26 protein-coding genes, 2 pseudogenes and 1 riboswitch are annotated in these 24,147 nt (G+C 40.4%); of the genes and pseudogenes, 23 read left to right on the top strand and 5 right to left on the bottom strand.

Annotated elements, in window-relative coordinates:
• Positions 1-311: 311 nt before the first annotated feature.
• Positions 312-785, bottom strand: coding sequence for an IS630 family transposase (locus BK575_RS15290; protein ID WP_235867490.1), 474 nt, complete (start codon positions 783-785; stop codon positions 312-314).
• Positions 704-1,375 carry a winged helix-turn-helix domain-containing protein gene (locus BK575_RS15285; RefSeq protein WP_139368049.1) on the bottom strand — a complete coding sequence of 224 codons (672 nt, stop codon included), beginning with the start codon at positions 1,373-1,375 and terminating at the stop codon, positions 704-706. Before BK575_RS15285 ends, BK575_RS15290 begins: the two co-directional genes overlap by 82 nt.
• Before the next feature lie 556 nt (positions 1,376-1,931).
• Here BK575_RS15285 and BK575_RS28675 point away from each other — a divergent pair.
• Both BK575_RS28675 and BK575_RS29100 read left to right on the top strand, forming a co-directional pair.
• Positions 1,932-2,096, top strand: coding sequence for a hypothetical protein (locus tag BK575_RS28675; RefSeq protein WP_169907831.1), 165 nt, complete (start codon positions 1,932-1,934; stop codon positions 2,094-2,096).
• Between the two features lie 187 nt (positions 2,097-2,283).
• Positions 2,284-2,506 (top strand): annotated as a pseudogene (locus BK575_RS29100) (GerAB/ArcD/ProY family transporter); the annotation flags it as partial.
• A 481-nt stretch (positions 2,507-2,987) separates the two neighbouring features.
• On the opposite strand, the gene BK575_RS15280 reads toward BK575_RS29100, so the two are convergent.
• Positions 2,988-3,371: a Na-translocating system protein MpsC family protein gene (locus BK575_RS15280; protein ID WP_078411268.1), complete on the bottom strand. Its 384-nt coding sequence runs from the start codon at positions 3,369-3,371 to the stop codon at positions 2,988-2,990.
• Between the two features lie 240 nt (positions 3,372-3,611).
• A riboswitch (cyclic di-AMP (ydaO/yuaA leader) is annotated at positions 3,612-3,751 on the top strand.
• Between the two features lie 461 nt (positions 3,752-4,212).
• Here BK575_RS15280 and BK575_RS29400 point away from each other — a divergent pair.
• From BK575_RS29400 to BK575_RS15195, 19 genes and pseudogenes are all read left to right on the top strand, one after another.
• Positions 4,213-4,344, top strand: coding sequence for a hypothetical protein (locus tag BK575_RS29400; protein WP_268877737.1), 132 nt, complete (start codon positions 4,213-4,215; stop codon positions 4,342-4,344).
• Complete coding sequence (gene kdpF, locus BK575_RS29615; RefSeq protein WP_078414809.1) at positions 4,341-4,418, top strand: K(+)-transporting ATPase subunit F; 78 nt, start codon at positions 4,341-4,343, stop codon at positions 4,416-4,418. Before BK575_RS29400 ends, kdpF begins: the two co-directional genes overlap by 4 nt.
• A gap of 26 nt (positions 4,419-4,444) precedes the next feature.
• Positions 4,445-6,112 (top strand): potassium-transporting ATPase subunit KdpA, encoded by a 1,668-nt coding sequence (gene kdpA / locus BK575_RS15270; RefSeq protein ID WP_139368153.1) that lies wholly within the window; start codon positions 4,445-4,447, stop codon positions 6,110-6,112.
• 16 nt (positions 6,113-6,128) lie between these two features.
• Positions 6,129-8,285 carry a potassium-transporting ATPase subunit KdpB gene (gene kdpB / locus BK575_RS15265; protein ID WP_328589512.1) on the top strand — a complete coding sequence of 719 codons (2,157 nt, stop codon included), beginning with the start codon at positions 6,129-6,131 and terminating at the stop codon, positions 8,283-8,285.
• Between the two features lie 38 nt (positions 8,286-8,323).
• On the top strand, positions 8,324-8,905 hold the full coding sequence (gene kdpC / locus BK575_RS15260) for a potassium-transporting ATPase subunit KdpC (protein WP_078411264.1): 582 nt from the start codon (positions 8,324-8,326) through the stop codon (positions 8,903-8,905).
• A 61-nt stretch (positions 8,906-8,966) separates the two neighbouring features.
• Positions 8,967-10,118 carry a KdpD-like non-kinase potassium sensor gene (gene kdpDN / locus BK575_RS15255; protein ID WP_078411262.1) on the top strand — a complete coding sequence of 384 codons (1,152 nt, stop codon included), beginning with the start codon at positions 8,967-8,969 and terminating at the stop codon, positions 10,116-10,118.
• A 19-nt stretch (positions 10,119-10,137) separates the two neighbouring features.
• A complete protein-coding gene (locus BK575_RS15250) occupies positions 10,138-10,563 on the top strand; it encodes a CBS domain-containing protein (protein ID WP_078411260.1) in 426 nt (141 codons plus the stop codon).
• 342 nt (positions 10,564-10,905) lie between these two features.
• Positions 10,906-12,009, top strand: coding sequence for a GerAB/ArcD/ProY family transporter (locus BK575_RS15245; RefSeq protein WP_078411258.1), 1,104 nt, complete (start codon positions 10,906-10,908; stop codon positions 12,007-12,009).
• 219 nt (positions 12,010-12,228) lie between these two features.
• On the top strand, positions 12,229-12,531 hold the full coding sequence (locus BK575_RS28670) for a hypothetical protein (RefSeq protein ID WP_169907828.1): 303 nt from the start codon (positions 12,229-12,231) through the stop codon (positions 12,529-12,531).
• Positions 12,467-13,444, top strand: coding sequence for a ring-cleaving dioxygenase (locus BK575_RS15240; protein ID WP_078411256.1), 978 nt, complete (start codon positions 12,467-12,469; stop codon positions 13,442-13,444). The genes BK575_RS28670 and BK575_RS15240 overlap by 65 nt, the downstream gene beginning before the upstream one ends.
• Positions 13,445-13,460: 16 nt before the next feature.
• Complete coding sequence (locus BK575_RS15235; RefSeq protein ID WP_078414807.1) at positions 13,461-14,069, top strand: alpha/beta hydrolase; 609 nt, start codon at positions 13,461-13,463, stop codon at positions 14,067-14,069.
• A 232-nt stretch (positions 14,070-14,301) separates the two neighbouring features.
• On the top strand, positions 14,302-14,700 hold the full coding sequence (locus tag BK575_RS15230) for a DoxX family protein (protein WP_078411254.1): 399 nt from the start codon (positions 14,302-14,304) through the stop codon (positions 14,698-14,700).
• Between the two features lie 247 nt (positions 14,701-14,947).
• A complete protein-coding gene (locus BK575_RS15225) occupies positions 14,948-15,799 on the top strand; it encodes a YihY/virulence factor BrkB family protein (protein ID WP_078411252.1) in 852 nt (283 codons plus the stop codon).
• A 92-nt stretch (positions 15,800-15,891) separates the two neighbouring features.
• Complete coding sequence (locus tag BK575_RS15220; protein WP_235867394.1) at positions 15,892-16,608, top strand: AraC family transcriptional regulator; 717 nt, start codon at positions 15,892-15,894, stop codon at positions 16,606-16,608.
• A gap of 91 nt (positions 16,609-16,699) precedes the next feature.
• Positions 16,700-17,593: an EamA family transporter gene (locus tag BK575_RS15215; protein WP_407984347.1), complete on the top strand. Its 894-nt coding sequence runs from the start codon at positions 16,700-16,702 to the stop codon at positions 17,591-17,593.
• Between the two features lie 36 nt (positions 17,594-17,629).
• Positions 17,630-17,962 carry a chaperone CsaA gene (gene csaA, locus BK575_RS15210; protein WP_078411246.1) on the top strand — a complete coding sequence of 111 codons (333 nt, stop codon included), beginning with the start codon at positions 17,630-17,632 and terminating at the stop codon, positions 17,960-17,962.
• An 87-nt stretch (positions 17,963-18,049) separates the two neighbouring features.
• Positions 18,050-18,211: pseudogene (locus tag BK575_RS29610) on the top strand (diguanylate cyclase domain-containing protein); the annotation flags it as partial.
• Positions 18,212-18,671: 460 nt separating this feature from the next.
• Positions 18,672-20,288: a long-chain-fatty-acid--CoA ligase gene (locus BK575_RS15200; protein ID WP_078411242.1), complete on the top strand. Its 1,617-nt coding sequence runs from the start codon at positions 18,672-18,674 to the stop codon at positions 20,286-20,288.
• Between the two features lie 99 nt (positions 20,289-20,387).
• Entirely contained in the window at positions 20,388-20,789 is a 402-nt protein-coding gene (locus BK575_RS15195) for an acyl-CoA thioesterase (protein WP_078411240.1), read from the top strand.
• 116 nt (positions 20,790-20,905) lie between these two features.
• Here the strand turns inward: BK575_RS15195 and BK575_RS15190 are convergent, their stop codons facing one another.
• Both BK575_RS15190 and BK575_RS15185 read right to left on the bottom strand, forming a co-directional pair.
• Positions 20,906-21,181: a hypothetical protein gene (locus tag BK575_RS15190; protein WP_078411238.1), complete on the bottom strand. Its 276-nt coding sequence runs from the start codon at positions 21,179-21,181 to the stop codon at positions 20,906-20,908.
• Between the two features lie 109 nt (positions 21,182-21,290).
• Entirely contained in the window at positions 21,291-22,181 is an 891-nt protein-coding gene (locus BK575_RS15185) for a LysR family transcriptional regulator (RefSeq protein WP_078411236.1), read from the bottom strand.
• Between the two features lie 426 nt (positions 22,182-22,607).
• Here BK575_RS15185 and BK575_RS15180 point away from each other — a divergent pair, with 426 nt between their 5' ends.
• Both BK575_RS15180 and BK575_RS15175 read left to right on the top strand, forming a co-directional pair.
• Complete coding sequence (locus BK575_RS15180; RefSeq protein ID WP_078411234.1) at positions 22,608-23,309, top strand: CoA transferase subunit A; 702 nt, start codon at positions 22,608-22,610, stop codon at positions 23,307-23,309.
• Positions 23,310-23,987: a CoA transferase subunit B gene (locus BK575_RS15175; protein ID WP_078411232.1), complete on the top strand. Its 678-nt coding sequence runs from the start codon at positions 23,310-23,312 to the stop codon at positions 23,985-23,987.
• The last annotated feature ends 160 nt before the right edge of the window (positions 23,988-24,147 follow it).

Here is a 24,147-nt window from a genome sequence, read left to right as displayed (position 1 = left end):
TAGTATAAATAATGGCGAAAGCTAAAAAGGTGAAAAGTTTGTTATTTTACTGACTGATCTAAACAGTCTCTTATAAAATTCACTTGCTTTTGGACAGAATCTCCTGCAGGGGATTCTGTTCTTCTTTAACTATAGATATTGTTTCAATACCACTCAAGATAGAAATGAATATTTGAATAAATTTCACATCTAACGTTGAGATACAGGAATTTTATTTAGCGCTCTTTTAAAATCATATCTACAATACTCTCCTATAAAACTCATATCATGCAAATATCTACTTTACATAACACTGATTATATAAATCCAAGTTAACAAATGGACATATAAATGCTCTGCACTCGTTTTTTTACTTCTTCTACGTGATTCAAGAGATACTGTAAAAATGATTCAATTCCGTCTCGTAAGTCTGCACGGTCCTGATAGTATCTATTCGACAGCACGACTTCCTTGAGCCACTTCCAGATCCGTTCCATTAGATTCAGATTGGGCGAGTAAGGTGGCAAGAATAAGAATGTGAGCCGATGCTCATGTTGAGCCAGAAAAGGACGCAGTGCACGGGCGTGGTGGTAGCGGGCATTGTCCAACACAAGAATGAGATGCTTTTCCGGATGGCATTGAAGTAAGTACTTCAAGAACTGGTGAAATGTCTGGGTGTTACAAGTGTCCGTTTCCATGCAGAATACTTCTCCTTCTTTAGGGTTCACCGCGCCAAACAGGTGAAGAGTCGTCTGGGATCCCGAAACCGGCATTTGTTTTCCTTTCGGTTGCCAGGTGGCATGCAGGGTTTGGACATCACGGATATGGCTTTCATCTTCATAATAATAGAACACAGGAGTCGGTCATCACGTTTTTTTATCATGTCCAGTTCGACTTGGAAATTCTGCTGTTTTTGTTCATTGGCTTTTATCAGGACATACGTCGGTCGCGTATAGCGAAAGCCGAGGCGATGCATCATGAGACGGATGCCTTCCCTTGACATCCCGACATGAAACCGGTCCATGAGGAAGGTTTGAATCAGTTTCGTATTCCAGTACGACTCTTGCGCAAACCCAAGCTCACATGGGGTTTGTTCACTAATGACAACGATCAGCTCCTCTTGTTCTTCCTGAGACAAGTAGGGGGGCTTGTGCGAAGTGAAGTTCCGATTCAACAGCTGATCGAGACCGCCTTCTGAAAACAGACGAACGTATTCGGTGACGCTTTTGCGATTCAAACCAAGGCAAGCAGCGACCTCGATGCCCTTGTACCCTTCCATCACCATCCGAACGGAAGCCATTCGCTTGTACTGCCATGTGTGTTTCGCTTGTTTTTCTTGTTGACGTAATGTATCAATGGTCCAGCCGTGTGTCTCTGTAATTTGCAAGGTTTTCATCTCTACCACTCCTGTACGTCTATACTATTCTCAGTGTAGACGGCTTAGAGAAGAGATAAACGTATGTCCAAAAAAGAACTTGGATTTATATAGAATCAAAAAAGTGATTATATCTAAATATGATAGATTTTTCGTATCAGAGTCAGCTCCTTATATGTGTAAATTTCAGTCATTTACACGATTTAATAAAAGTTGGATAATATTATTAGAAAATTCAAATTAATAATAAGGGGAGAGGAAAGTATGTCCTGTGCTGATTTCGACGATATTAAAACAATTTGTATAGAATTGTGTGAAGAAATAGAAGAGCATGGTGTTGATATACCTTCTGATGAATTAATGATCTTGCTCTACGATATTGCTTAAATATCTAATTTCTTTTTATACCTGTTCTGTTCGTATAAGTACATTTATATAAACATCAGAAAGCTTCAGATCCTATAAAATCTGAGGCTTTTAACTTCTTGTGACGAATATTACATAACTAAAGCTAAAAAATTGTTTTAATATATGTGTAACTAGAAGCTGCACATTTTTTTTGGGGGGGGGGAATTTGATGAAGATTGGTACGAACGTGATATTTAAGGGGAAAAATTATACAGTTAGATGGCTATACGACAATGGCACTTGTGAAATTAAGAAGCAAGATGCATTAGGAAAAGTTGAATTAGTGTCATTTTCTGAGCTTAAAATCTTTGAAAAAACCATCAGATCCTGCTAATCTGATGGTTTTTTGATTGCTGAGAACGATTTTTATGTAAACCTAACATGTATACAATATGCATAGTTTTTGTTCTTTTTTGGAAATGTAAAATTATATCATTTATAAGAAAAATCGTGGAAAAATAAGCAGTAATGAATCTTCTGAGAGTAGTAATCCTGAATGGTGAATAAGGACGTGACCTCCGATGATTACCAGCCCTAAAGACCGTATTACGACGCGGCAAGCAGCTATTATATACTTGGGACGGGGATTTTGACCTTGCCCTGAACATCTGTGGAGAAGGTAAAAAACACCAGATATCTGGTTAACTGTAATTTTAGGCGGGGATTATACTAGTCAAATTGAGCCAAAAGTTTCCAGGGAAAACTTTTTATCAATGCAGCCAAGAACTCGTAGGGAAATGCCTAATAAAAGACCAAATCTACAAGAGAAGGAATTAAGCCTTCTCTTGTTTTATTTCAAAATAAAAATAGATTTTTAATGACCGTAACTACTAGAATTCATCTTATTATTTTCAACTGTGGAATTATGTTGCATCTTCTTCAAGGGGTAGCATCAGGATTCCGGATTTACAACGTTAAGGAAAGTCCAATATCAAAAAAGTCCAATTTCTCAACTTTAATGCTGAGAAATTGGGCCTTTTTCGTTATTCCACAATCCCTCCATCTCATAAAACGAATAACAGTATAACAGAATGGGTTCTCATTATTGGAGTTCTGCTTCTGTTTACACTTGCTTACAAACATAAGACTGCATAAGTCATATTTAAAGATGTGTACAGCTTACTATATACGTTCCACTTAATAACTCGTTAACCGGGAAAAGGTTGCGATCATAGACAGCAACCTTTTTCATCTATTCTAAAACTTTAGTTGATAATAGTCCAACTTAAGCTTTGGAAGCTGCTTCAATCATTCGCTCTAAATCTTTATCCATAATGAAAACCTCAATGCGTTCTCCCATTTTCGTGCTAATATCACTGTGGCTTGAAAGAACCTTACATCCTGTATAGCGCTCAACAATCTCTTCAAACTCCTTGCTGTACATCTCACGCAATAGCTGTCTTGCCTGCTTGACCAGCTTTCGGCCGTTATCGGTTCCGATAAGGTGTTTTTCCTCGACGGTGAGCACACCTTTAAAACGAGTGATGACCATATCCTTAAGAATATAGGTTTTCGCTTCTTGCGGACCGCGGCCCATCAGTTCCCGCTGGAATCTTATTAATGCTTCGCTTATTTCAGCTTCTAATCTCTTTTTGGATAAAATGGACAAATTTGTTACCTCCTGGACTCCCGTGTGGAGTGTTCATCGTGAACTAATAGTAAGTGGGCAAACTTTTATCTGTCAATATTTGATATTTGGCGAAAAACGGAGGGATTTTTAGGAAAAATAAGATATTTACATAAAAATATTGGTTTTTCGTGTTTATTGGTCTATTTTGGCTCACTTTTGATGAAAATAACTATTTACAAGTCCACAATGTTGGGAGTAGAATAAGCGCATAAGAACTCAATCGAATATCGGCCTAGTCCCTGGTAACAGGGAGCGGAGGAACCAATTTTTTGGGGTTAATTCTACTGTGTAGAAGGGATGAGATACTCTTTCGCCATCCTACCCGTCAGCTAACTTCGTCGGCTAAAGCGAAGGAGGTCGTAGACCACCTTATAAGGTGTTTTTTTGTGCGCTTTTTTACGCATGAGAACAATATCCTTATGCCAATAGATGGTCTTTTTATTTTGCTTATTTACAGCATATAACTGAAAAAGTATGGGAGACAGAACGTAAAGAAAGCCATTGATGCTTGCTGGACGTTAAGTAGACCAATGAGTGCTTTTTCTCCAATCAACAATAAACCTTGCCTTATTTTAATAAGGCTGCAGATACATTTGTCTTTTGTTCATGAACAGGACAGATGGGATCTACAGGATTGTCGGTTTATTGCGGGGAAAAAGCAAGCATTGGTCTATTTTTTGTTTACCGGTGAATTCCTTTTAAAGAGGGAAGGCGCAGGTAAATGAACTCACGTCTTAACACGATTTTTCTCCGGGGAGGGAAAAAAGAAATGAGTTAAACCGAGGATAATCTGTAAAAAACAATTTATAGGAGACAAATTGTGAATGATATGGAGGTAAATAAAATGCTTGATGTCATTATAGTGGGCTTATTAATCGTATTACCTTTTCTGATATTTGGACTGACGGAGTGGTCCACGGGAATTGTCGACGAGAGGAATGAAGAAAAATGATGGCTTTGTTTGGAGTTGTCACAGCCTTAACCATCTACTTATTGTATGTCTTAATCAATCCTGAAAAATTTTAAGAACTATGGAGGGAACAACGTTGACTATTACCATACTAGCGATTGTATCGACTTTTCTAGTAGCTGTACTGATTGCAAAGCCAACAGGAATTTATTTAGCTGCTGCCTTTAATTATCAATCTACTAAATTGGATAAAGTTTTTGGTCCTTTTGAGAAACTCCTTTATAAACTTGGCGGAATTAAACAAACAAATCAAACTTGGAAGCAATACGCTTTATCCGCCGTTTTAGCTAACGCCTTTATGATTGCACTTGTGTATGTTGTTTTTAGAGTTCAGGGGGTATTGCCTCTTAATCCAAGCCATATTCCTGGCATGGATCCAACATTGGCCTTTAATACCGCTATCAGCTTTATGACAAATACGAACTTGCAGCATTACAGCGGTGAAAGCGGACTGTCTTATTTATCCCAAATGATCGGGATTATGTTTATGATGTTTGCAGCACCGGGAACGGCCTTGGCGGTTTGTATCGCTTTTGTAAGGGGCTTAGCTGGCAAAAAAATGGGGAACTTTTACGTTGATTTAATTCGTTCGATCACACGTGTTTTATTGCCGATTGCTTTTGTGACTGGCTTCATCTTTATAGCGCTCGGTGTTCCGCAAACGTTAGAGCCGACAGTTACAGCGAAAACGATAGAAGGAGCGGAGCAAAGCATTGCCCGCGGTCCGGTCGCAGCGTTTCTTTCGATTAAAGAATTAGGAAATAACGGCGGCGGTTTCTTTGGTGTAAACTCGGCTCATCCGTTTGAAAATCCAAATGCAGTAAGCAACACTCTTCAAATTCTGCTGATGCTTTTATTGCCAATGGCTCTACCGTTTACTTACGGAAAGATGGTCGGAAATCTGAAACAAGGGCGGGTATTGTTTGTTTCAATGGCGATGATGTTTGTCGTGATGACAGGTATCACATTAACTGCTGAGCAGCAAGGAAACCCTGTATTGAATCATATGGGAATGGATCATGAGCAAGGGAATATGGAAGGAAAAGAGGTTCGGTTTGGTATCGGTCAATCCGCTTTATATGCAGTCGTAACTACTGCATCTGAAACAGGGGCTGTTAATACCATGCATGATACCCTTACACCGAGTGGCGGGATGATTACTCTTTCCAATATGTTATTAAACACGGTATTTGGAGGAGTTGGAGCAGGTTTCATTAATGTCATTATGTATGCGATGATCGCAGTGTTCTTATCAGGCTTAATGGTCGGGCGTACGCCAGAGTTTTTAGGTAAGAAAATTGAAGGGAAAGAGATGAAACTCATTGCGGTTACCTTATTAATTCAACCTTTACTCATTCTAGGCGCGTCTGCGATCGCTTTATATACACCACTTGGATATGAAGCTATTTCAAATTCTGGCTTTCATGGAATCACTCAAGTGGTCTATGAATATACGTCATCAGCAGCCAATAACGGTTCCGGTTTTGAAGGGCTGGGGGATGCGACACCGTTTTGGAATATTTCAACGGGAATCGTCATGTATGTAGGAAGATTTTTTGGTCTTGTAACGATGTTAGCAGTAGCGGGTTCATTAGCAGCCAAAAAATTAGTACCGGAAACAGCAGGTACCTTCCGTACAGATACAACTTTATTTGGAGTGATCTTAATTGGAACGATCTTTATCGTTGGTGCCTTAACATTCTTTCCAACATTAGTATTAGGTCCAGTTGCTGAACACTTAACTCTTTAAACAATAGAGGGGATTAATGATGAGTAAACAAGCCGTAATGGAAAGAGAGAACGTAACGAGTTTTCCAGAACAACGTAACAATGAGAAGAAAATAGAAGAACCATTTCAACATAATGACTTCGATCAGAATAATGGTCACAAAGGTGGCAAGAAAAAAATGATGGATAAAAATATGATTGCGCAAGCAATGAAAGAATCGTTCATAAAGCTAGATCCAAGAAAAATGGTGAAAAATCCAATCATGTTTGTCGTAGAAATCGGATTTTTTATTACCCTAGTTCTTTCCTTTGTGCCAAATGCATTTGGAAGAAGTTCGGTAGAGCCCTGGTTTAATATCGCCGTTACACTCATCTTGCTGTTTACAGTCCTATTTGCCAATTTTGCAGAGGCGCTGGCAGAGGGAAGAGGAAAGGCACAAGCCGATTCTCTCAAAAAATCAAAGAAGGAAATGACCGCTAATCGATTAAACAAGAGTGGAAAAGTGGAGCAAGTGGCTTCTACAGACTTAAGAAAAGGGGATATTGTGATTGTTTCTCAGGGAGAAATGATTCCGGGAGATGGTGAAGTAATCGAAGGGTTGGCTTCAGTTGATGAATCGGCCATTACGGGTGAATCAGCACCTGTTATTAAAGAGGCTGGTGGAGACTTCAACTCTGTAACTGGAGGGACTCGAGTCGTCAGTGACCAAATTAAAGTTCGTATTACAAGCGATCCGGGTGAATCGTTTTTAGATCGTATGATTTCGTTAGTAGAAGGGGCGGAACGTCAAAAAACTCCAAACGAGATTGCATTAAATACAGTGCTTACAAGCTTAACCCTTATTTTCATGATCGTAGTCATAACATTGCCTCTTTTCACGAATTATCTTGGGTTTCAACTTGAAATCCCTGTTCTTATCGCTTTATTAGTTTGTTTAATCCCAACAACCATTGGCGGGCTGTTGTCGGCGATTGGGATTGCAGGGATGGATCGTGTGACACAATTTAACGTATTGGCGATGTCTGGGAAAGCTGTGGAAGCTGCAGGCGATATTAATACCATTATTCTAGATAAAACCGGAACCATTACATTTGGTAACCGTATGGCCAGCGATTTTATCCCGGTTGGTCAGGAAAGACTGGATGAGTTGGCGCATTGGGTAGCCATCAGTTCTCTAAAAGATGAGACTCCTGAAGGGCGGTCGACGCTGGAGTTAATTAGAAAGAAAGATTTATCCTTTAATGAGTCAGTAGCATCAGGCGGACAGTTCATTGAATTTAAAGCAGAAACCCGCATGAGCGGGATGGATTTGGCAGATGGCCGTAAAGTACGTAAAGGCGCGGTCGATGCGGTGAAAAAATGGGTGTCATCCCAAGGTGGAACGGTTCCCCGTGATTTAGAGGAGAAAACGAATCAAATCTCTCGTGAAGGTGGAACCCCATTAGCTGTGGCTGTGGATAACCGTATATACGGGCTGATTTATTTAAAGGATACCGTCAAACCAGGAATGAGAGAGCGTTTTGAACAGTTAAGAAGAATGGGAATCAAGACCGTCATGTGTACAGGAGACAACCCGTTAACAGCCGCAACCATTGCAAAAGAAGCAGGCGTCGATGAGTTTATTGCAGAATGTAAGCCGGAAGACAAAATTGAAGTCATTAAATATGAACAATCACAAGGTAAGCTGGTAGCTATGACGGGTGACGGTACAAACGATGCTCCTGCTTTAGCACAGGCTGATGTAGGGTTGGCGATGAACAGTGGAACAACAGCTGCAAAAGAAGCGGCAAACATGGTCGATCTAGACTCTAACCCAACTAAAATCATAGAGGTTGTTTCAATCGGTAAACAGTTATTAATGACCCGCGGTGCCTTAACGACATTTAGTATTGCCAATGACATTGCTAAATACTTCGCCATTATACCGGCGATGTTCATGATCGCTATACCAGAGATGGAAATGTTAAATATTATGAAGCTTGATTCACCAATATCAGCTATTCTTTCGGCACTCATCTTTAATGCGGTTATTATCCCTTTACTCATCCCATTAGCAATGAAGGGAGTTTCTTACAAGCCGATGAGTTCTGATGCACTGTTACGCCGTAACTTAACGGTTTATGGTCTTGGAGGAGTGTGGGTTCCATTCATCGGAATTAAACTTATTGATGTCGTGATGTCACTCTTTATTTAATGAGATAATATAATAAGGAAGAAAAGAGGATTAATAGAATGGAAAGCAAACAAAGTGTGCTTAGTCCCATTATCCGTACCAGCTTTGTCATCATGTTATTATGCGGTTTACTGTATCCATTGACTGTAACAGGAATTGCACAAGTGATTATGCCTGATAAAGCAGATGGCAGTTTAGTATATAATGAAGAAAAGGAAGTAATAGGTTCAGAGCTGATTGGCCAAAGTTTTAAGAATCCTAAACTCTTCCATGGCCGCATTTCTAGTATTGAATACAATGGGGCAGGATCTGGATCTAATAACTATGCGCCTTCAAATGAAGATATGATTATGAGAACAGAGGATTCTTTGAAAGCTTGGACAAAAGATAACCCGGAAACTCCAGTGAGTGAAGTTCCGATTGATTTAGTGACCAACTCCGGTTCAGGGTTGGACCCTCATATTAGCCCTGAAGCAGCTCTGGCTCAAGTAAACAGATTATCTAAAGCAACCGGAATCTCAAAGCAAGAGCTTACTTCTTTAATTAAAAAGTATACAGAGGGAAGAGAACTGGGGCTATTTGGTGAAGAACGCGTGAATGTGCTTATGTTAAATTTAGATATCATGAAGAAAGCATCCTAAAAAGGAGATGCCCTGACTGCAGTCTTATAGTCAGGGCATTCGTTTGATGGAGGAGACTGAGATGGGCAGCCAACACCCGTACTTTAGAAGGAAAACACCGGACGAACTATTAGATGAAATTAGGGAATCAAGGCGCGGAAAATTAAAGTTATATATAGGGGCAGCACCTGGAGTCGGAAAATCGTATAAAATGCTGCAGGATGCCTATGATTTGCGTAACGAAGGAAGAGATGTTGTCATAGGCTTGATTGAAACGCATGGGAGAAAAGAAACGGAAGGTCTCATCAGGGATTTGGAGATTATACCCTTAAAAGAAATTAACTATAAAGAACGAGTGTTTTCTGAGCTTAACGTCGAGGAGATTATCAAGCGCCATCCAGAGTTTGTAGTGGTTGATGAGCTTGCGCATACCAATATTCCAGGCTCTAAAAATCAGAAACGATACATGGATGTTGAAGAGATTCTAGAAGCAGGGATAAACGTCATGTCTGCGGTGAACATTCAACATTTAGAAAGTGTTCATGATATTGTTCAAAACATCAGTCATGTAGCCGTAAGAGAAAGAGTTCCAGATACGTTTATTCAAAAGGCAAATGAAATTCAATTAATAGATGTGTCCCCTGAAACATTGCGCAAGAGGATGAAAGACGGAAAAATATATGCAACAGAAAAAATTGAACAAAGTTTAAATAACTTTTTTACCATATCTAATTTGTCAGCTCTACGGGAATTGGCTCTTAGGGAGGTTGCAAATGACGTAGATGAGAAATTAGAACAGTCAGTAGGTTCTTCCCTGGAAGGGCCGTACGGTATTCATGAAAAAATATTGGTTTGCGTTCAATATGGCCCGACTGCTGAAAAATTAATTAGAAGAGGCTGGAGGATGGCCAATCGTTTAAAAGCTGAATTATATATTTTAAATGTGACGAACGAAGGGCCGGAAGCTTTTTCACAAGAAAAACAACAAAAGATAGAGCAATGGATGCTATTGGCTGAACAATTTGAAGCCACTTTCTTATTGGAAAGACAATATAATAGAAAACCAGCAAAGGTCATCATTGATATTGCAAAAAAGTATTATATTACCCAGATTTTATTAGGGCAATCGGCACGAACAAGGTGGGAAGAGATACGCAGAGGATCTATTGTGAATGCCATTATGAGGGACACCTCAAATATTGATATTCATATTGTTGCGGATAACAGAAAATAAGAAGGAGTTCTGGTAAATCATGAATATTGCTTTTTTTCTAATCCCTAAAAGAGACGTGGTCTGTATCCAGTATCATGCCACTCTTAGACAGGCTCTAGAAAGAATGGAGTACCACAGATATACGGCTGTTCCCCTCATAGATGAAAAAGGCAAATATATAGGGACATTAACGGAAGGGGACTTGCTTTGGAAATTGAAACATACTCCAATGCTGTCTTTTGAAAATACCCATAAAATAAAATTGGAGGAAGTGCCTCTAAGCCGCCATAATGAAGCGATTCATATTAACGCAGAAATGGAAGACATTATTATGAGGGCGATGGAACAAAACTTTGTCCCCGTTGTAGATGATGATGACATTTTTATAGGGATTATTAGAAGAAGAGAAATTATAGAGTATTGTGCAAATCAGTTATTTTATAAATCTACGAATGGAGCTATTTGAAGTAGCTCTTTTTTTATTTTTCACTACAAAATTTTACATGTTAATCCATGTTGAGTAAATGATTACTGGATTTTAATGTAAGGCGAAACCTTTTTGCCGAATCTTTTAAAAGAGTAACGGAACCATTGTAATAAACATTCTGTTTTAAGAAAAACGAAAGGGGGAGAATAAGTGAAAAAGCAATTTGTCGTACTTGGATGAGGAAGATTTGGAGGTCCTTAAAAGTATTGAAAATAGAAAAGTAGGTTAGGATGAATAACTAGTTAGGTGTACAAGCTAATTAGATAAACAAGCGTGAGGATTAAACTATACAATGGATAAAGGAGGGGAAATCCCTAGACGATGGAGAAAGCTAAAATTAGTGTTATTCAACTATTTGCCATGATGTTTTTATTTGAACTGGGAAGTGCACTTGTCGTAAGTCTTGGCAGTAATGCTAAAAAAGATGCTTGGCTTGCGATTCTTTTAGGAATGTGTGGTGGGATGGTTTTATTTTTCATTTACTATTTTTTATTTCGTCAACATCCCACTTTACCGTTTACTGAGTATACTAGGAAGATATTTGGAAAATACCTTGGATGGGGGATTGGCTTATTATACACTTTATATTTTTTGTATGCTTCAGCCCGGAATTTGCGTGACTTCGGTGATTTGCTGCTTTCATCGACATTGCCGGAAACACCGTTATTGGCGATCAATATCTTAATGGTCCTTGCCATTTGTTATGTGCTTTATCTAGGGATTGAAGTATTGGGAAGAACTGCAGAAGTGTTTATTGTCGTTCTGATTTTTATGGGGTTTATAGGAAATCTTTTAGTATACCTTTCAGGTAATGTTGATTTCCATAATTTACAGCCATTTCTTGAAAATGGATGGAAGCCAATCTTGTCGACAGCATTTCCTTTGGTTACTTATTTCCCTTTTGCGGAAATGTTGGTCTTTACCATGCTGCTTCCTTATCTAAATCGCCCTGAGTTAGCTAAAAAGGTTTGGCTGTCTGCCATCATTTCAAGTGGACTTATCTTGAGTTATACAGCAAGTTTAAATATCACCGTTCTCAGTGTTGAAGAAGTGGAGAGATCTACTTTTCCATTGTTATCAACCATCGGAAAGGTTAACATTTTGGAATTTTTACAACGACTTGATGCTCTTGTTGTCTTTAGTTTTCTGATTACAATGTTTTTTAAAATATCCATCTTTTTTTATGGTGCAGTAATTGGATTGGTCGATTTGTTCAACTTAAAAAATCATCAACAAATTATTTTACCAGTCGGGATGATCCTCATCTTTTTATCCATGACGATAGCCTCAGATTTTTCGGAACATATTGAAGAAGGGCAGGACATTACATCATATTATATTCATATCCCTTTCCATATTGTTATTCCGTTATTAATGCTGTTTGTTGCAATGATTCGTAATCGTTTCAAAAATAAAACTATATAGATCGATTTAGAAAATTCGACATGGGCAAAGAGCGCCCATGCTAAATTCATTACGCATAAGCGGTCGGCAACCTCCCTTACGGGTTCTTCCCGACCGCTTATACGAGAACCTTTGAGAGCCTATTCAAGATGCAGAGACCCCAAAATCCTAAAGAGGGATCACGACCAAGGTTATGTTAAAAACTTAAATTGTATTTATATAGAAAGAAGAGTGTTTTTTATGAAGCTTTTTATGCTTTTGCTTATTGACAGTGTTATTTTATCTGTGATATATTTATCTCGAATTAAAGATTTATCAATTAAAAGTAAGTTTAAGCTAAGCCGCATCATGAAAAAGAACAGCGGCTTAGATGATCAGATATTCTGTTTCTCTAGTGGATCAGCATCAAAAGAAAAGAGTATACCTGTTTTAAAAAATAAACGAGTACAATCTATTGCTCAAGTAGGAGGAAGGATAAATGAACGGATTAAAAGGAATCCATCATGTCACAGCCATTACAAGCAGTGCGGAAAAGAATTATGAATTTTTCACTTATGTTTTAGGAATGCGTTTAGTCAAAAAAACGGTGAATCAAGATGATATTCAAACGTACCATTTATTTTTTGCAGATGATGAAGGCAGCGCCGGCACGGATATGACATTCTTCGATTTCCCCGGCATTCCAAAGGGCGCCCACGGTACAAACGAGATTTCCAAAACATCGTTCCGTGTACCGAGCGATGCCGCGTTAGATTACTGGGTTAAACGTTTTGATCGCTTAGAAGTAAAACATACAGGCATCAAAGAGCAATTTGGCAAAAAGACTCTTTCGTTCGTTGATTTTGATGATCAACAATATCAATTGATTTCGGATGAATTTAATGAGGGGGTCGCTTCAGGAACGCCTTGGAAAAAAGGGCCGATTCCATTGGAGTATGCCATTACAGGATTAGGTCCAATCTTTATTCGGATTGCGGACTTTGATTACTTTAAAGAAATGATGGAAAAAGTTCTATTGTTTAAAGAAATTGAACAAGAAGGATCATTCCATTTATTTGAAGTCGGTGAAGGCGGAAGCGGTGCACAAGTAGTGGTCGAACATAACGTGATGCTGCCTCAAGCCCGCCAAGGTTTCGGTACGGTTCACCACGCGGCATTTCGTGTTGAAGACCGTGCGGTGCTGGAAGAATGGATCGAACGTATGAAAAGTTTCCGATTCCCGACATCCGGTTATGTAAACCGCCACTTTTTTGAGTCGCTGTATGTAAGAGTTGCACCGCAAATTTTATTTGAGTGGGCAACGGATGGGCCTGGATTTATGGGGGATGAGCCGTATGAAACGCTTGGAGAAAAGTTATCTCTGCCGCCATTTTTAGAACCAAAACGTGAAGAAATCGAAAGATTGGTTCGCCCGATTGATACAGTAAGAAGTACAAAAGAATTTATAAAAGAATAGTGGAGGGAGATAAATGATGAAACATATTTTTCAACGAGGAGCAGATGAAACGAAACCAACTCTTCTTTTACTGCATGGAACAGGGGGAACAGAATCAGACCTCTTGCCTCTTGCGGACAAAATTGACCGTACAGCCTCTATTTTAAGTGTGCGCGGCAATGTATTGGAGAACGGGATGCCCCGTTTTTTCCGCCGCCTGGCTGAGGGAATCTTTGACGAAGAAGATCTGGTTTACCGTACAAAAGAGCTGTATGAATTTTTGGAAGAAGCGGCTTCAAAATATGGATTTGACCGCAATAATATGGTAGCCGTCGGTTATTCCAATGGAGCCAATATCGCCGGAAGCCTGCTGTTTCATTACCAAGATGCGCTTCAGGGAGCCATTTTGCATCACCCGATGGTTCCAAGAAAAGGAGTGGAGTTACCGGATTTGTCAGGTAAATCCGTATTTATTGCAGCTGGGACAAATGATCCGATTTGTTCACCGATGGAATCGAAGGAGCTCCAGTCTTTATTGGAAGAAGCAAAGGCAGATGTACAACTTCATTGGGAAAGTTACGGCCATCAGTTGACTTTATCTGAAGTGGATGCCGCGGCTGAATGGTACAGAAGGCATTTCTCTTAAGAAGATGCGGGAAGGAGTGTTACATGTCAAATGGATGACATGTAACACAGCTTCTTTTTAACTTAGAGTAATTGTACAGCCTCAAGGTATAACGGATGGTTTCGAAGTTAATGTATGGTTCTGAATGAGAAAGGTCAAAAGCAATTCCATTTTTTGAGAAAATATCTCGAATTAAAGAATAATTAACAAAGGATAAAAAGTGTAGTTAGTTACATTAAAGGAGGAAGAAAAAATGATGAGTTTAGGTTTATTATTAATACGTTTAGTGATTGGATTATCGTTTATGGCTCACGGAGTCCAAAAATTATTCGGCTGGTTTGGAGGTTATGGTTTAAAAGGAACAGGCGGCTGGTTTGAGTCGATTGGGATGAAGCCGGGTGTCACTATGGCTCTATTAGCCGGATTGGCAGAGTTGGCAGGCGGAACGCTGTTTGCTTTAGGGCTGTTAACGCCGCTTGCAGGGATTTTGATTGCCGGAACCATGGTAATAGCGATTGTGAAAGTTCATGGACCAAATGGTTATTGGGCTACACAAAACGGTTATGAGTACAATCTTATGTTATTAATGACATCCATTGCTGTAGCTCTTACTGGTGCCGGCCAATATTCGTTGGATGCTCTTTTATTTTAGTTTATTTGATTTTCACCATATTTTCACTTTTGAAAGGTAAAGTATGAATAGAGCAGGTGATGCTGCTTTTTCATAGCCCCCCTTTTTAGGCTCGTCATTTAGTTGACGGGCCTTTTATTTTGTCCGGAAAACAGCAGCACGAGTTTCCCTTAGAGCTTATCACACAAAAAAGAATCGAAACGCGCATCGACTTTTTTAATGGAACAAGGGAAATATAACAATAAATCAGATACAGGAGGTGAGTGAGGTGCTGCATAGCGTCAAGAATATGGTGTATCGCTTTTTCACAGATCGCTTTTATGATCTTAGTGCCCAAATGGCTTACTATTTTATGCTGTCTATGATTCCGTTTTTAATATTTGTGTTTTCGCTGATCAGTTTTTTGCCTTTTGATTCGGATAATATACTGCTGATGATTGAACCGTTTGCGCCTGCCAATACATATGGAATGATTCGGTCGACACTCCACAGCCTTTTGCATGATGGACAAGGACAATGGCTCCCGGTCAGTTTGCTTGCCGCATTTTGGCTCGCTTCCATGGCTGTACAATCGCTTGTGCGATCATTGAATCATGCGTACCAATTTACACGTCCACAGCCATTTCTGGAAGCCCTTTTAAATGATTTGTTTTTAACGCTTGGTTTTATGGTCGTTCTGTCCTTATCCTTGTTTGTCCCGATTATAGAGCAGATTATTCATACATTTGTCGTCACGAGGGTAGAGGTCCCGGCCCTTTGGGGGCAAATGTGGACATTCATCAAATGGGGAATCGGAACGGGGTTTTTATTCGTTTTTTTCCTGCTGCTTTATAAAATTGTTCCGAGCATGAAATTGTCATGGCTGAAAGTGATGCCCGGTGCCCTTTTTGCGACATTGGGGTGGCAGGGTGTATCGCTCATTTTTTCTTATTATGTCGCTTTAGGCAACTATTCCAAAATTTACGGACAGCTCGGCAGCATCATCGTCCTCATGACATGGTTTTATTTAACCGCTGTCGTATTGCTTACAGGCGGGCTGATCAATGCGGAAGTGTATCATAAAAAAGGGAAGCGGGATAATATTGTTAGAGATCGTATCAAAAACATTTCCGACAAATGAGTTAAAAACTACCCATAAAATGTAACATGGACTTAAAATAAAAAGTGATGCTATGATTAAAATTATTCTTTTTGATGGATGGAGAGGGTACGGTGGAAGATCTAAAACAAGTATATTGTGAAAAACGAACATATTCCCGAAAATTGGATACTCATAGACACAGCTATGGACAATTTCTATTCCCTTTGCAAGGTTCAATGGATATCCAGACGGAACATCAAACGTTAAAATTGGACGATCAACATTGCCTATTCTTGCCTTCGCAATGTAACCATAAATTTAAATCATTAGACCGAAATGAATTTTTAGTATTGGATATCCCCACCCGTTATTTATCCGGGGATAATCAGAATGAGGAGAGTTCAGGGGTTTATTTGAACTTGGATGAACAATGGTCTTCTTTACGCTTTTTACTATTAGAAGAAGTAAATCATCAACATGGTTCGCCATCCGCTGTCAGTCATCTTGTGCAATACATGAGCCAGAAGCTGAATCAACGGGCTTATCCGTCGATTACGTATTTGCACACACATTATCAAGAACAAATAACGATTGAAGAGTTGGCGCAGTTGGAGCATTATCATCCGGCCTATTACTCTTCTTGGTTTAAAACAAAAACCGGTAAAACACCGGTCGAATATGTTCATACTTTAAGGCTTCAGGAGGCAAAACGCCTGCTTCAGGAAACAAGATGGTCCATTGCGTCCATTAGCCAGGAAGTGGGATATGAACATTCTTCGTCATTAACGAGATTGTTTCTCCGTTATGAAGATATGACGCCGAAGGCTTATCGAAAGAGCTTTAAATAGGATAAAAAATGGCTTGAATACGGTAAAGTCACCCTTTAACAAAAGACTTATAATCGTTTATATAAACTAAAAGATAATGGAGAGGGTTGCTTTGAAAGATAGAATACCGATATTAATGGCGCTGCTTGCGGCCATTTTGTGGGGAACGACGGGAACCGCACAAGCGTTGGCGCCGCCAAATACGGATCCTATTTCATTTGGAGCGGCGAGGCTGGCATTTGGTGGAGTCACGTTGCTTTTGTTAGTCAGTTTACAAGGGAAACTGAAATTGAAAGGCTGGTCAGTAAAAGAAGTAATTTTTGCGTCATTCAGTATGGCGTGTTATCAGCCGCTTTTTTTCTCAGCGGTCAAACTAACAGGTATTGCGATCGGAACGGTTATCGCTATTGGCAGCGCACCGATCATTGCAGGGATCATGGAATGGGTGATTACTAAGCGAAAGCCTTCAAAAAATTGGTGGTTTGCTACGTTTACAGCTATTTTAGGATGCATATTGCTGTTTACAAACAAAAGTTCAGTGGTCATCAATCCAGCAGGTATCATCTTGGCGATGGGAGCGGGTATGTCGTTTGCCGCCTACACGCTCGTAAGTAAAAGGTTATTAGAAGAGCAAAGCCCTGATGCGGTAGTGGCCGTTGTCTTTACACTCAGTGCCATTTTTCTTGCACCACTATTATTTATGTTTGATTTATCTTGGCTTCTGCAGAGTAATGGAATAGCTTCCAGTTTGTATCTCGGAGTGTTCGCGACAGGTTTGGCGTATTTGTTGTTTGCAAAGGGGCTCGTAAAATTGCCCGCTTCCACCGCCGTTACGCTTTCTTTAGCGGAGCCGCTTACGGCTGCGCTGCTGGGAGCTTTTTTAGTAGGGGAAACGCTGACTTTGACTTCATGGGCCGGTATAGGATTGTTGTTTTTTGCGATTGTTATATTATCACGGGCTCCTCATAAAAATAGGAATCCCATACGATTAAACACCGATCACTGAGATTGTGTGAATAATAGAATAAAGGGGAATGTTGTTATGGCAACAATTGAAGATTTTTTAAAGTTGGATATTCGGATTGGTACAGTGAAGCATGCAGAGCCGTTGGAAGGTGCCCGCGTGCCGGCAATTAAGCTGGAAATCGATTTTGGAACGGAAATTGGGACGAAGCATTCAAGTGCCCAAATTACGAAAAGGTACACGCCAGAAGACATGATTGGAAAACAGGTCGTGGCGGTAGTAAACTTCCCGCCTAGACGGATTGCCGGATTTAAATCGGAAGTATTAGTGATTGGAGGTACTCCGGAAAAAGGGGACGTTGTGCTGCTAAGTCCTGATGATAACGTACCTAATGGCACAACCATTGCATAATAAGAGAAAATCCGAAGCAAGAAAGCTATCACTATCCGAAAGAGCGAATCATTATTGGATCAGTTCGTTTAATGGGCAAGCCGTTTAAAAGAAACGGTTCAAAGCGATGGGAAGGTGTCGCGTCAGAGCGGCGATGAATTTATCATTTTGCTGGAAAATTGCGGAAGGAATAAAGCGGTGAAAGTTTCCGAGCGAATCCTGACCGCATTTTCGAAGCCGCTAAAGCTTGCTGGGAGGAATTTTTTGTAACCACAAGTATTGGAATCAGTATGTATCCAATCAATTAAAACAGCTTGGTCTCAAGCTATCCATTGATGATTTCGGCCAAGGCTATTTTTTCAGTAAGCCTTTACCGCTGGAGGACATCAAGCAGTATTTTCGCAGCTCTCTGTATGACCTTGATTAAGTTTTAGAATAGTATCGTTGTTTTTCTTTTATGAACGCCTTTTTAGGAGGGGTCAAAAGAGTTTTTTACTTTTTTGATTCCTCCTCTTTTTGTTCCTTTCCAAGAACAGAATAAATTTTTGCAAAGAGAAGGGATTTGCAATAAACAAACAGAAATGGATTATGGAAGGAAATTGAAAGACGATTTTGTAGTTGCACTTTCATAAAAAGCATAAGCGCAAAATTCTTTCGATAATAATGAAAAAGACAGCTTTTTTGATGGTCATATCCTCAGCGTCTATGTAAACATGAAGGGAGAAAAATGATGGAAAACTCGAAACAATGGATGGCAGCTTATCCAGAAGGCTACACCCATAATTTTGACATCCCGAACCTTTCGCTTTTTGATATGCTGAAAGAAACGGCGGAACGTTATCCGGACCGCCCGGCAACGAAATTTTATCATCATACGCTCACATATCAGCAGCTTTATCATTCGGTACTTGCTTTTGCCGGAGCCCTCCAGAAAAAAGGAATGCAAAAAGGGGAACGAGTAGCGATCATGCTGCCGAATTGTCCACAGTATGTCATCGCTTATTTTGGAATTGTCGCGGCGGGGGGAATTGTTACGCAAGTAAACCCGATGCTTATGGAGCGAGAGCTGGAACACATATTAACAGATTCCGGCGCCAAAAAGATGGTAGTGCTCGATTCCTTCTACCCGAAACTGCAAGCGGTTCGAAGCCGCACTGATATTGTTTTCACCGTAACGGTCAGCTTGCAAAAGCCGTTTAGACCTTCATCGCCAGATAAAGCCTTCCAGGAATTTGTTACACCTCAACATAACTTCCAGCCCATCAAGATTGACCCGAAGCATGATATTGCCGTCCTTCAATATACGGGAGGCACAACCGGATCAGCGAAGGGAGCCATGCTTACTCACACCAATGCTCTCATTAATGCGTTACAATCATATGAAATATTTAAACATGATATGGAACTCGGCAAAGAAAAATGTTTAACAATCGTTCCGCTTTTCCATGTGCTCGGCATGACGGCTTGCATGCATCTGTCGATTTTGTGCGGAAACGAACTTCTTTTGCTTCCCCGTTTTGAGTTGGAAGAAGTACTTGAAACGATAAAACGTGAGCAGCCGACCATTTTCCCGGGAGTGCCGACGATGTATGCTGCCATTGCGAACCATCCGCAGGCAGAAGAATATGGCATCGATTGTATCCGCATTTGCAATAGCGGAAGTGCCCCGATGCCTGTGGAGCTATTAAAGGAATTTGAGCGTAAAACAGGTGCCAAGGTATTAGAAGGTTACGGCTTGTCCGAAGCTTCTCCAGTAACCCACTGCAACCCGCCGTTTGCTGTTCGAAAGCCAGGGACGGTTGGACTTGGTTTGCCAAAAACGGCTTACAAAATCGTCGATGTCGCCACAGGGACAAAAGAGATGCCTTGCGGCGAGATTGGAGAAGTCATCATTAAGGGTCCGCAAGTCATGAAGGGATACTGGAATCAGCCGGAAGAAACGGCAAACATTCTGCGTAACGGCTGGCTTTATACGGGAGACATTGGAAGAGTGGACGAAGAAGGGTATTTAACGATTGTTGATCGCAAGAAAGATATCATTATTGCCGGTGGCTTCAATGTGTATCCAAGGGACATTGAAGAAGTGCTGTATGAGCATCCGGCTGTTCAAGAAGCGGTCGTCATCGGTGTGGCTGATGAGTACAGGGGAGAAAATATTAAAGCCGTTCTTGTGTTAAAAGCGGGAAAAACGGCTTTGGAAGAGGAGATTATATCGCATTGCCGGAAACATCTTGCCGCTTATAAAATTCCGAGAATGGTAGAGTTCCGCCCGGAGCTTCCGAAAACAAGCGTGGGGAAAATTTTGCGCCGAGCTTTAAGGGAAGAGCTGGTGAACAAGCAGGTGTAAAAGGATCATTCCAAAAGTGGATGGGTATGTAACTAGTCAGCTGTAAACGAGGAAGATCTTTGTGTGTGATTGTATTTGTAAGCAAAGGGGAGAAACATAATGCACGAAACTCGAATCAAGGTGCGTTTTTGTGAAACGGACGCGCTTGGCCATATTAATAACACAAGCTATTTTTTTTACTTGGAAGAAGCGCGGATTGATTTCTTTGAAGCGATGGGCGCTTCCATGGACGTGGAGAAATGGGAATATATTTTAGCGTCGACAAAATGTGATTTTGTGGCACAAGGTTATTTCAATCAAGTATTGAAGGTCAAAACATTTGTTACGAAAGTCGGCAATACAAGCTTTACGATTTCCCATGAGATTGTGGATGATAAAACGGAAGCTCTTATCGCAAGGGGAGAAGCCGTCATTGTTTATTTCAACTTTGACACCCAAAAGAGTGAACCGATTCCAGAAACGATTAAACAATTTCTGCAAGGCTATATGACAGTGGTTTGATACGAAAATATTTGTAAAAGAAAGCGAGACAATCGGGAGCTGGTTGATCACCGATTGTCTCGCTGTTTTGTTTGTATGATTCAGCATATGCCTGTAAAACGCATATATGTTAAAAACTATAGAAATTTTCGGTGCGGTTTGACATATCGTTTTAATTCGGACATCAAAAGCCGGCGCAGGGTGGCATTCGAAATAGCTTCCGCCATATCTGGTACAGAAGGAAAAATGCCGAATTGATTAAACTTCACTCGAATAGGCCCTTCAAACAAGATGTGCTGCTCATTTTTAATCGTCGTTGTTACCCGAATTTCCTTCGAACCTGCTTCATCGATTGCAGAAGGATAGTTATCGAGAATATGAAACTTAAATGTATATGTGTCATCACGATTCATGTTCTTAATCTCCTTGTTCATGATTACATCCGAGGATAAATTGAAATATTTACTGGGAAATATATTCTGAATTTTTAAATAATTACTTTCTTTCTATGTAAAGGGTTGATTAAGGTCGTATTTTGTCTATCGATATCAGGAATTCCAATAATTTTTTAACAGCAAAGGATACGTACCCGTCCTTTTTAGTGATGATGCCCAGCTCCCACATCGGAATCGTGTCCACAAAGGGAATGGCTTTAATGTTAGCATGATTCAGCTTATTGTAAATCGATTTTGGGAGAATAGTTATACCCAGCTCTGCCGATACAAGCTCGATAATCAAATCCCATTGGGAGCTTTTATAAGAAATGGCGGGATCGAAACCGGCATTGCGGCATTCTTGGATGATACGGTCATGCAAAGCAAAGCTATTGCTGAACAAAATGAATTTTTCATCATGCAGCTCATGCAGCGAAACAGAGTCCCGGTTGGCAAGAGGATGATTCATATTTACATAAAGCACGAATTCCTCTGTTATAAAAGGATAAACGGAAAACTTCTGGTGATCAGCAGGGAGTACAATGATTCCTAAGTCCACTTTTCCATCTTCTACGGCAGCGGTGATGTGCTTTGCGCCATGCTCGACCAACTCCAGTGTAATGTTCGGATATTGTTCGTGAAACTCTTTGGCGATGAGGGGGAAAAGCAGGGTTCCGATTAAAGGAGGAATCCCGATTTTGATTTCTCCGGTCGGAAGGTTCATCAAATCATCGAGCAGGGCGGTAAGGTCTTGCAGTGTGCTGAATACTTTCACTCCCTGATTATAGACGATTTTCCCAGCATCAGTCAGTTTTAGTTCCCGTCCTGAGCGATCAAAAAGCTCTGCGTCCAGTTCCTCTTCCAATCTTTTTACCGCTTTGCTTAAAGCTGGCTGTGATAAATGGATGGCAGAAGAGGCTTTCGTAAAATTCTTTTGATCAGCCACCTCCATAAAATGTCTCAAATCTCTAATATCCATTGAAAAATCCCCCTATATTCTTCCGGTCAATTTTTTACCATGCGCTTCTGATTTTTATACCATTTACGGTTTTGAGATTTTTTTACCTTATGTTACGTAAATTGGCTATTGTTCTATTTATGTTTTCTCCATCATGAAGCTTACCTTTATGCAGGGTGGAAGGACCGAGAAGTTCCTTCCACCCTGCATACTCCGCCGTCATCGGGCATTGTGCCCGATGACGGCGGAGTATGAATGTAATTCATAATATTCATTCCTTTTATTCATTTTACTTATATTAGAATGTTCTGTAAACTTTTAACTAAGGAAGTCATGAAAAATAACAGGATGTTTACCACGAAAAGACAGCTTAAGCATTCATATTTGTAAGCGTTAACACTATTTTTAAAATAGATAACCATTTTAGAAGAATGAAAGGGGATTTCCATGAAAACAGTCTGCACTTCTTTTGTTGAAGCAGTAAAGGACATTCAAGACGGATCAACAATTATGGTAGGGGGATTCGGTTTATGCGGTATCCCGGAAAATCTTATCTTGGCACTTGTGGAGACAGGTGTAAAAGACTTGACGGTTATTTCCAATAACTGCGGGGTTGATGAGTGGGGACTTGGGCTGTTGCTTAAGAACAAACAAATTAAGAAAATGATTAGCTCTTATGTTGGGGAGAACAAGGAATTTGAACGCCAAGTCTTGCAGGGTGAGCTGGAAGTGGAGCTTGTGCCTCAGGGGACATTGGCCGAAAAAATTCGTGCAGGCGGTGCTGGAATTCCTGCTTTTTATACGCCGGCCGGGGTTGGAACGCCGATTGCGGAAGGAAAGGAAACACGCACATTTGATGGGAAGGAATACTTGTTAGAACGTGCGCTAAAAGCGGATTTCAGTTTAGTCCGCGCGGTAAAAGGAGATAAAATGGGCAATCTCATTTACAACAAAACCGCGCAAAATTTCAATCCGATGATCGCTGCTGCGGGTAAAGTGACGATTGCAGAAGTGGAAGAATTAGTGGAAATCGGTTCTTTAGATCCGCAATCTATCCATACTCCAAGCGTTTATGTGCAGCGCTTGATCGAAGGGAAACAACAAAAGAAAATCGAACGTGTAACGACTCGTGAAGCAGGGGTGAGATAAATGACGTCAAAATTGAATGATAAAGGGCTAGTAAGAGAGAAAATTGCGAAAAGAGCAGAAAAGGAAATTCAAGACGGTTTTTACGTCAACCTTGGAATCGGGATGCCGACACTTGTAGCCAACTATATAAGCGATAACAAACAGGTTGTTTTACAATCGGAAAACGGACTGCTTGGAATCGGACCGTATCCGACGAAAGAAGAAGTCGATGCGGATTTGATCAATGCCGGTAAAGAAACGGTCACAGTTATTCCGGGAGCTTCTTATTTTGACAGCGCCGAATCTTTTGCGATGATTCGCGGCGGCCATATCGACATTGCGATTTTAGGTGGAATGGAAGTCTCGGAAACGGGTGACCTGGCAAATTGGATGATTCCCGGAAAAATGATTAAAGGAATGGGCGGAGCGATGGATCTCGTTCACGGAGCCCGTAAAATCATTGTCATCATGGATCATACGAATAAAAACGGTGAATCGAAAATTTTGAAACAGTGTACACTTCCTCTTACAGGTAAAGGGGTCGTCAACAGAATTATTACCGATATGGCTGTCATTGACGTAACCGACGAGGGATTGGAACTTGTTGAGGTGGCAGAAGGCTACACGGTTGAAGAAGTCGTAAACGCGACCGAAGCAAAGTTGACGGTAAAAGATGACGTAAAATTGGAAGCGTATTAATTTCCGGTATACCTCCATAACTTCATGGTTTTTTAAAGCCTTGCATGATCGTTTTAAATGAAAATGACCAATCGACTGTGCAAGGCTTTTCTTCTACATAATCCACCATTCCCATTTTACACTGTTCCATTACTTTTGCCGAGAAAAAATAAATCATTAC

The sequence above is a fragment of the Priestia abyssalis genome, assembly GCF_002019595.1.
GTDB classification, from domain to species: domain Bacteria; phylum Bacillota; class Bacilli; order Bacillales; family Bacillaceae_H; genus Bacillus_BA; species Bacillus_BA abyssalis.
This window is presented reverse-complemented; position numbering and strand designations above follow the sequence as displayed.